The organism is Blastococcus sp. SYSU DS0619 (genome assembly GCF_054051035.1).
Map to the genome: position 1 here is coordinate 311,930 of NZ_JBJHAM010000002.1, position 9,424 is coordinate 321,353.

At 70.0% G+C, this 9,424-nt stretch carries 4 protein-coding genes; all 4 read right to left on the reverse strand.

The genetic code is table 11. The annotated features are described in order from the left end of the window. Positions 1-137: 137 nt before the first annotated feature. The 4 genes from ACI79T_RS04055 to ACI79T_RS04070 all read right to left on the reverse strand — a co-directional run bounded on the left by ACI79T_RS04055 (position 138) and on the right by ACI79T_RS04070 (position 9,383). Positions 138-4,043, reverse strand: a complete 3,906-nt coding sequence (locus ACI79T_RS04055) for a DNA-directed RNA polymerase subunit beta' (RefSeq protein ID WP_456608767.1) — start codon at positions 4,041-4,043, stop codon at positions 138-140. A 101-nt stretch (positions 4,044-4,144) separates the two neighbouring features. Further along, entirely contained in the window at positions 4,145-7,651 is a 3,507-nt protein-coding gene (gene rpoB / locus ACI79T_RS04060) for a DNA-directed RNA polymerase subunit beta (protein ID WP_456608768.1), read from the reverse strand. A 366-nt stretch (positions 7,652-8,017) separates the two neighbouring features. Further along, positions 8,018-8,776 carry a hypothetical protein gene (locus ACI79T_RS04065; protein WP_456608769.1) on the reverse strand — a complete coding sequence of 253 codons (759 nt, stop codon included), beginning with the start codon at positions 8,774-8,776 and terminating at the stop codon, positions 8,018-8,020. A gap of 7 nt (positions 8,777-8,783) precedes the next feature. Further along, entirely contained in the window at positions 8,784-9,383 is a 600-nt protein-coding gene (locus ACI79T_RS04070; protein ID WP_456608770.1) for a hypothetical protein, read from the reverse strand. Between the last annotated feature and the right edge of the window lie 41 nt (positions 9,384-9,424).

Consider the following 9,424-nt stretch of genomic DNA (forward strand, 5'->3'; position numbering starts at 1 on the left):
TCTGGGAGTGCTCCTCGTGCTCTCGGAGCCCTGCAGGACTCGCAGACCACGAGCAGCACCCCCAGAGCGGGCAGACGAAAGGGCCCCCAGATCGCCAGGCGATCTGGGGGCCCTTTCGTCACTGCATGGCTAGGGGATCAGCCCCGCCAGTCGTACTCCTCGAGGCGGACGGCCTCGCCGGTGCCCTGACCGAAGACGTCCGGGCTGTAGTACTGCCCGTCCTCGTAGCCCGCCATCGTGTAGACGGCGGCCCGCGCCTCCTCGGTCGGCTCGACCGTGATGTTCCGGTAGCGGCTGATGCCCGTACCCGCCGGGATCAGCTTTCCGATGATCACGTTCTCCTTGAGGCCGAGCAGGCTGTCGCTCTTGCCCTGGATCGCGGCGTCGGTGAGCACCTTGGTCGTCTCCTGGAAGGAGGCGGCCGACAGCCACGACTCGGTCGCGAGCGAGGCCTTGGTGATGCCCATGAGCACCGGACGCGCCGAGGCCGGCTCGCCGCCCTCGGCGACGACGCGGCGGTTCTCCGTCTCGAAGATCGTCCGCTCGACCAGCGCACCGGGGAGGAACTCCGTGGCGCCCGAGTCGATGATGGTCACCCGCTTCAGCATCTGGCGGATGATCACCTCGATGTGCTTGTCGTGGATCGACACACCCTGCGACCGGTAGACCTCCTGGACCTCGCGGACCAGGTGCAGCTGCACCTCGCGCGGGCCCATGATCCGCAGCACCTCGTGCGGGTCCACCGCACCCTCGGTCAGCTGCTCGCCGACCTCGACGTGCGCGCCGTCCTCGACCCGCAGCCGCGAACGACGCGACAGCTTGTCGTACACGACCTCCTCGGATCCGTCGTCCGGCGTGATCGTGAGCTTCCGGAACTGCTCGCCGTCCTCGATGCGGACGGAGCCGGCCAGCTCGGCGATCGGGGCCTTGCCCTTGGGGACGCGGGCCTCGAAGAGCTCCACCACACGCGGCAGACCGTGGGTGATGTCGGCACCGGCCACACCACCGGTGTGGAAGGTGCGCATCGTCAGCTGGGTGCCGGGCTCACCGATCGACTGGGCGGCGATGATGCCGACGGCCTCACCGACGTCCACGAGCTTGCCCGAGGCCAGCGACCGGCCGTAGCAGGTGGCGCAGGTGCCCAGCAGCGACTCGCAGGTCAGGACGCAGCGCACCTTGACCTCGGACACCTGGGCGTCGATCAGCGTCTGGATCAGCACGTCACCCAGGTCGGCGTTCGCCTGGGCGATCACCGTGCCGTCCTCGGCCACCACGTCGGCGGCCAGGGCGCGGGCGTAGACGCTGGTCTCCACGTGGGCGTCACGGGCGACCCGACCGTCGACGACGGTGCCGATCGGCATGAGCACACCACGGTCGGTGCCGCAGTCCTCCTCGCGGATGATGACGTCCTGCGAGACGTCCACGAGACGACGGGTGAGGTACCCGGAGTCCGCGGTCCGCAGCGCGGTGTCGGCCAGGCCCTTGCGAGCACCGTGCGTGGAGATGAAGTACTCCAGCACCGACAGACCCTCCCGGAAGTTGGCCTTGATCGGCCGCGGGATGATCTCGCCCTTCGGGTTGGCGACCAGACCACGCATACCGGCGATCTGGCTGATCTGCATCATGTTGCCTCGGGCGCCCGAGTTGACCATGACCCAGACCGGGTTGGTGGTCGGGAAGTTGTCCACCATCGCCTGGGAGACCTCGGCCCGCGCGCGGGTCCAGATCTCGATCAGCTCGCCACGACGCTCGGCGTCGGTGATGACGCCGCGCTCGTACTGGCGCTCGATCTTGGCGGCCTCGGCCTCGTGCCGGTCCATGATCTCGCGCTTGGCCGGCGGGGTGACCACGTCGTCGATGGCGATCGTGACGCCCGAACGGGTCGCCCAGCGGAAGCCGGCCGCCTTGAGGGCGTCCAGCGTCGCGGCCACCTGCACCTTGGGGTAGCGCTCGGCGAGGTCGTTGACGATCGCCCCGAGCTCCTTCTTCGGCACCTGGTAGTTGACGAAGCGGTAGTCCTCGGGCATGGCCTCGTTGAACAGCACCCGGCCCAGGCTGGTCTGCACGAGCGCGGGGGCGCCCGGCGTCCAGTCCTCGGGCGCTTCCCACGGCTCGTTCACCGCGCCGTTGTCGACGCCGTAGACCTCGTCGAGGCGGATCCAGGCCCGCTCCTGCAGGGCCAGGTCGCCCTTGTCGTAGGCCATGACCGCCTCGGACGCCGAGGAGAAGGCGCGCGGCTGACCACCGTCGGCCTCCAGCGGCGAGGCCACCAGGGTCGTGAGGTGGTACAGGCCCAGCACCATGTCCTGGGTCGGCGCGGTGATCGGGCGACCATCGGCCGGGCTCAGGATGTTGTTGCTGGACAGCATCAGGATCCGGGCCTCGGCCTGCGCCTCGGCCGACAGCGGCAGGTGCACCGCCATCTGGTCACCGTCGAAGTCCGCGTTGAACGCGGTGCAGACGAGCGGGTGGATCTGGATGGCCTTGCCCTCGACCAGCTGCGGCTCGAAGGCCTGGATGCCCAGGCGGTGCAGCGTCGGCGCGCGGTTCAGCAGCACCGGGTGCTCGGTGATGACCTCTTCCAGCACGTCCCAGACGACGGGGCGGGCGCGCTCGACCATCCGCTTCGCGGACTTGATGTTCTGCGCGTGGTTGAGGTCGACCAGCCGCTTCATGACGAAGGGCTTGAACAGCTCCAGCGCCATCTGCTTGGGCAGACCGCACTGGTGCAGCTTCAGCTGCGGGCCGACGACGATGACCGAACGGCCGGAGTAGTCGACGCGCTTGCCGAGCAGGTTCTGGCGGAACCGGCCCTGCTTGCCCTTGAGCAGGTCGCTCAGGGACTTCAGCGGGCGGTTGCCCGGGCCGGTGACCGGCCGGCCGCGACGGCCGTTGTCGAACAGCGCGTCCACGGACTCCTGGAGCATCCGCTTCTCGTTGTTGACGATGATCTCGGGGGCACCGAGGTCCAGCAGACGCTTCAGCCGGTTGTTCCGGTTGATCACGCGGCGGTACAGGTCGTTCATGTCGCTGGTGGCGAAACGGCCACCGTCGAGCTGCACCATCGGGCGCAGGTCCGGCGGGATGACCGGGACGCAGTCCAGCACCATGCCCATGGGCGAGTTGCGGGTCTGCTGGAAGGCCGCGACGACCTTCAGCCGCTTGAGGGCCCGCAGCTTGCGCTGGCCCTTGCCGCTGCGGATGGTCTCCCGCAGCGAGACGGCCTCGGCGTCGAGGTCGAAGCCGGCGAGCAGCTTCTGCAGCGCCGCGGCGCCCATGCCGCCCTCGAAGTACTCACCGAAGCGGTCGCGCAGCTCGCGGTAGAGGCCCTCGTCGGCGATGAGCTGCTTGACCTCGAGCTTGCGGAAGGTGTCCATCACCTCGTCGAGGCGGTCGATCTCCCGCTGGGAGCGGTCGCGCAGCTGGCGCATCTCGCGCTCGCCGCCCTCGCGCACCTTGCGGCGGACGTCGGACTTGGCGCCCTCCGCCTCCAGCTCGGCCAGGTCGGCCTCGAGCTTCTGCTGGCGCGCCTCGACGTTCGCGTCCCGCTGGCCCTCGAGGTTGGACTTCTCCGCGCTGATCTCGGCCTCGATGGTCGGGAGGTCGCGGTGGCGCGCCTCGTCGTCGACCGAGGTGATCATGTAGGCGGCGAAGTAGATGATCTTCTCGAGGTCCTTGGGCGCCAGGTCGAGCAGGTAGCCCAGGCGCGAGGGGACGCCCTTGAAGAACCAGATGTGCGTGACCGGAGCGGCCAGCTCGATGTGGCCCATCCGCTCGCGGCGGACCTTGGCCCGGGTCACCTCGACGCCGCAGCGCTCGCAGATGATGCCCTTGAACCGGACGCGCTTGTACTTACCGCAGTAGCACTCCCAGTCCCGGGTGGGACCGAAGATCTTCTCGCAGAAGAGACCGTCCTTCTCCGGACGGAGGGTCCGGTAGTTGATGGTCTCGGGCTTCTTCACCTCACCGTGGCTCCACTGGCGGATGTCGTCGCCGGTGGCCAGCCCGATGCGGAGCTCGTCGAAGAAGTTGACGTCGAGCAAGGTGTGACCCCTTTCAGGGGCTAGTTAATGCTTTTGCCTTTGTTTTTGGCTGTGGCCGCACCGGGTTCTCCGAGCTTGCGAGGAGAACCCGGTGCGGAATGTCAGACGTCTTCGACGGACGACGGCTCGCGGCGGGACAGGTCGATGCCCAGCTCCTCCGCGGCCCGGAAGACCTCGTCGTCGGTGTCGCGCAGCTCGATCGCGTTGCCGTCGCTGGAGAGGACCTCCACGTTGAGGCAGAGCGACTGGAGCTCCTTGAGCAACACCTTGAACGACTCCGGGATGCCCGGCTCGGGGATGTTCTCGCCCTTGACGATCGCCTCGTACACCTTGACGCGGCCGAGGATGTCGTCGGACTTGATGGTGAGCAGCTCCTGCAGCGCGTAGGCCGCGCCGTAGGCCTGCATCGCCCAGCACTCCATCTCACCGAAGCGCTGACCACCGAACTGCGCCTTACCACCCAGCGGCTGCTGCGTGATCATCGAGTACGGGCCGGTCGAGCGGGCGTGGATCTTGTCGTCGACCAGGTGCAGCAGCTTCAGGATGTAGACGTAGCCCACCGAGATCGGCTCGGGGAAGGGCTCCCCCGACCGGCCGTCGAACAGCCGCGCCTTGCCGGTCTCCTTGACCATCCGGTCGCCGTCGCGGTTGGGGATCGTCGAGCCGAGGAGGCCGACGATCTCGTCCTCCTTGGCGCCGTCGAACACCGGGGTCGCGGTCCGGGTGCCGGGGCCGGCCGCCTTCGCCTTCTCGGGCAGGTTCTTGGCCCAGTCGGGGTCGCCCTCGACCTGCCAGCCCTGCTTGGCGACCCACCCGAGGTGGGTCTCCAGCACCTGGCCGACGTTCATGCGGCCGGGCACGCCGAGCGGGTTCAGGACGATGTCCACGGGGGTGCCGTCCTCGAGGAACGGCATGTCCTCCTGCGGCAGGATCTTCGAGATGACGCCCTTGTTGCCGTGGCGCCCGGCGAGCTTGTCGCCGTCGGAGATCTTGCGCATCTGGGCGACGTAGACCCGGATCAGCTCGTTGACGCCGGCGGGCAGCTCGTCGCCGTCCTCGCGCGAGAACACGCGGACGCCGATGACCTTGCCGGACTCACCGTGCTTGACCTTCAGCGACGTGTCGCGGACCTCGCGGGCCTTCTCGCCGAAGATCGCCCGCAGCAGCCGCTCCTCGGGGGTCAGCTCGGTCTCGCCCTTGGGCGTGACCTTGCCGACGAGGATGTCGCCGGGGACGACCTCGGCACCGATGCGGATGATGCCGCGCTCGTCCAGGTCGGCCAGCACGTCCTCGGAGACGTTCGGGATGTCCCGGGTGATCTCCTCGGCGCCGAGCTTGGTGTCGCGGGCGTCGACCTCGAACTCCTCGATGTGGATCGAGGACAGGACGTCGTCCTGCACGAGGCGCTGCGACAGGATGATCGCGTCCTCGTAGTTGTGGCCCTCCCACGGCATGAAGGCGACGAGCAGGTTCTTGCCCAGCGCCATCTCGCCCTCGTCGGTGCAGGGGCCGTCGGCGATGACCTGGCCGACCTCGACGCGCTGGCCCTCGTCGACGACGGGGCTCTGGTTGATCGAGGTGCCCTGGTTCGAGCGGCGGAACTTCAGCAGCCGGTAGGTCTGCCGCGTCCCGTCGTCGGCCATGACGGTGACGTAGTCGGCGGTGGAGTCCTCGACCACACCGGCCTTCTCCGCCACGACGACGTCGCCGGCGTCGACGGCGGCACGCAGCTCCATGCCGGTGCCGACCAGCGGGGCCTCGCTGCGCAGCAGCGGCACCGCCTGACGCTGCATGTTGGCGCCCATGAGCGCGCGGTTGGCGTCGTCGTGCTCGAGGAACGGGATCATCGCCGTCGCGACCGAGGTCATCTGCCGCGGCGAGACGTCCATGTAGTCCACGTTCTCGGGGGCGAGGTAGTCGACCTCACCGCCCTTGGTGCGGACCAGGACGCGCTCCTCGGCGAGGCGACCCTGCGCGTCGAGCGGCGAGTTCGCCTGCGCGACGACGAAGCGGTCCTCCTCGTCGGCGGTCAGGTAGTCGATCTGGGTGGTGACCTGGCCGTTCTCGACCTTGCGGTACGGCGTCTCGATGAAGCCGAACGCGTTCACCCGGCCGAACGAGGAGAGCGAGCCGATCAGGCCGATGTTCGGGCCTTCCGGCGTCTCGATCGGGCACATGCGGCCGTAGTGGCTCGGGTGGACGTCGCGGACCTCCATGCCGGCCCGCTCGCGGCTCAGACCACCCGGACCCAGCGCCGACAGGCGGCGCTTGTGGGTCAGGCCCGCGAGCGGGTTGGTCTGGTCCATGAACTGGGACAGCTGGCTGGTGCCGAAGAACTCCTTGATGGAGGCGACGACCGGCCGGATGTTGATCAGGGTCTGCGGCGTGATCGCCTCGACGTCCTGGGTGGTCATCCGCTCGCGGACCACGCGCTCCATGCGGGAGAGGCCGACCCGGATCTGGTTCTGGATCAGCTCGCCGACGGTGCGCAGGCGACGGTTGCCGAAGTGGTCGATGTCGTCGGTGCCGTGGTCGGGCTCGCCGGCGTGGAGGCGCACGACGTACTCGATGGTGGCGACGATGTCGTCCTCGGTCAGCGTGGAGGTGCTCTGCGGCACCGCGACGCCCAGCTTCTTGTTGACCTTGTACCGGCCGACCTTCGCCAGGTCGTAGCGCTTGGGGTTGAAGAACAGGTTCTCCAGCAGCGCCTGCGCCGACTCGCGCGTCGGCGGCTCGCCCGGCCGCAGCTTGCGGTAGATGTCGAGCAGCGCCTCGTCCTGGCCGGCGATGTGGTCCTTCTCGAGCGTGGCCAGCACGGTGGGCGACCACTGGAAGTGCTCGCGGATGCGGTCCTCGCCCCAGCCGAGCGCCTTGAGCAGCACGGTGACCGGCTGGCGGCGCTTGCGGTCGATGCGGACGCCGACGGTGTCGCGCTTGTCGACGTCGAACTCCAGCCACGCGCCGCGGCTCGGGATGACCTTGGCCGAGAAGACGTCCTTGTCCGACGTCTTGTCCAGGGACTTGTCGAAGTAGACGCCCGGGCTGCGGACCAGCTGGGAGACGACGACGCGCTCGGTCCCGTTGATGACGAAGGTGCCCTTGTTCGTCATGATCGGGAAGTCGCCCATGAACACCGTCTGGCTCTTGATCTCGCCGGTGGTGTTGTTCATGAACTCGGCGGTGACGAACAGCGGCGCCGCGTAGGTCATGTCCTTGTCCTTGCACTCCTCGAGGGACGCCTTGACGTCCTCGAAGCGCGGGTTGGAGAAGGACAGCGACATCGAGCCGCTGAAGTCCTCGATCGGCGAGATCTCCTCGAGGATCTCGGCGAGGCCACCGACGGCCGAGGCCTGCTCCTCGGGCGAGAGCGTGGCCCGCCACTCGGGGCTGCCGACCAGCCAGTCGAAGGACGCGGTCTGCAGGGCGAGCAGATCCGGGACCTCGAGCGGCTCGGAGATCTTGGCGAACGACACGCGCAGCGGCGCGCCGGGGATCTTCTGCTGGTCGGCCTCGCCGGTACGGGGGCCGTCCTGGGGGACCGGGGTGGTCTGGGTGCTACCCGACTCGGTGGTGCCGGGGGTGGTGCTGGTGGGGCGAGAGCCTGCCAAGATGCGTCCTTCCAAGGACCTCACGACGTGCGGGCGGGGGTGCGGGTCGTCCTGGGTCGTCGTCGGTAATGGCGAGGCTGTCCGCGACGGCCACGATCGCCCGCTACGACGGTCAGCGCGGGCGACGCCGGGAGGATTCCCGGGCACCCGTCGTGACCCGTCTCGGCGGGCAGGCAGTCAGAGGGCAGCGCAACAGGAGACCCTACCCCTGCTCTTGCGCGATGTCCACGCGGGGGGTACCGGTGCGACCGGCACCACAGCCCGGGACGTGCGGGCGCAACGGCAGGCGGGGCGTGCACCACCACCATGGGGCACACCGCCCCGCCCCGGGGACCGCCACGCCGGGGCCGCCCCGCGGCCCGGGGGTCAGCTGGAGGTCAGCAGCGTCAGCTCGCTGATCCTCCACTCACCGTCGACGGTGACCATCCGCAGCTGCACCGTCTGGACGCAGGCCTGCGCCCCGTCGGCGGTGACCTGGCACTCGGAGCCCTCCGGCGGCTGCTGCCCGCCGCTGTTCACCGACTCGACGACGTACCGGCCGAAGACCACCAGCGTCGCGGTGTCCTGCGCGTCGTTGATCTGCTGGAGCCCGACGTCGTCCACCTCGTAGCTGGTGGTCGCCGAGACCTGCTCGTAGGTGTCGATGATCCCGCCCTGCGCCAGGTCGCGCTCGTACTGCTCGCGCAGCTCGCCGGTCAGCACGGCGAGCTTGCCCTCCACGCTGCCCTCGGAGTCCTCGTAGTCGTACGCGTAGACGGCGCGGACGCCGTCCCGGGCGGCGTCCACCACCGACGCGTCGACGTAGCGGGGGTCCAGCCGCTGCCAGAGCAGCGCGCCGGCCGCGGCCGCGGCCAGGAGGCAGAGCACCGCCAGGACGGCGGCCAGGGCCCGCCCGCGGGGACGACGGGTCGGGAGGGGGCGGTGACCGGCGCCCCGGGTGCTGCGGCGGGCGCGCGGCTCGGCCGCGGGACCGGCCGCTGTCGCCGTGCCGCCGGCCACGGCGGGTGCGCTCTCGTCCCGCTCGCGCCGGCTGCCGGCCACCCGTGGGCGGGGGGCGGGCCGGGTGCCGGGAGCGGGACGGGGGCGCGCGGTCGGTCGCGGGCGATCCTCGGGGATCTGGCTCACGACCGGCTCACCGTCCCCGGATGGCCGACAGCAGCCACCGGTCGTCGACCTTGGTCAGCTCGACCTCGATCCGGTAGCGCAGCAGCTCGGCCTGGCCGCCGGCGTTGCTCTGCTGCGTGGACGCGATGACCAGCAGGGCCGTGGCGCTGTCCTCGTCCGCCCGCGTGACGCCGGCGCCGACGACCTCCGTGCTGGTGACGGCCTCGGCGTCGAGGATCGCCTGTCGCCGCTCGTCCAGCCGGGCGATCGTCTCCTCCCCGAGCTGGCCGGTGGTGATCGCCTCGATCTCGCGGATGTCGTCGTCGAGGGTGAGGTGGTCGAAGGAGGTCAGGTCCACCACGTGCGAGCGGGCGGCCTGGAGCGCCGCGACGTAGGTGTCGGTCCGGATCGCCGAGGGGTCGGGGCGGGTGGACCAGAGCAGGGCCGCCGCCGCGACCAGCAGGACCAGCAGCGCCCCGAGCAGCGGCACCACCGGGACGGCCGGCCGGGTCGGGGCCGCGTCCGCCCGCGGGCCGGGCGCCGCCGCCTCGTCGTCGGCGACGGGGGGCCGGGCGGCGTCCCCGACCCGGTCCTCCTCGGGCGCTCGGGCCCGCGCGTCACTGGTCACCGGCGCATCCTCCTCTGTCGTCTCGTCGGGATCGGCCCGCG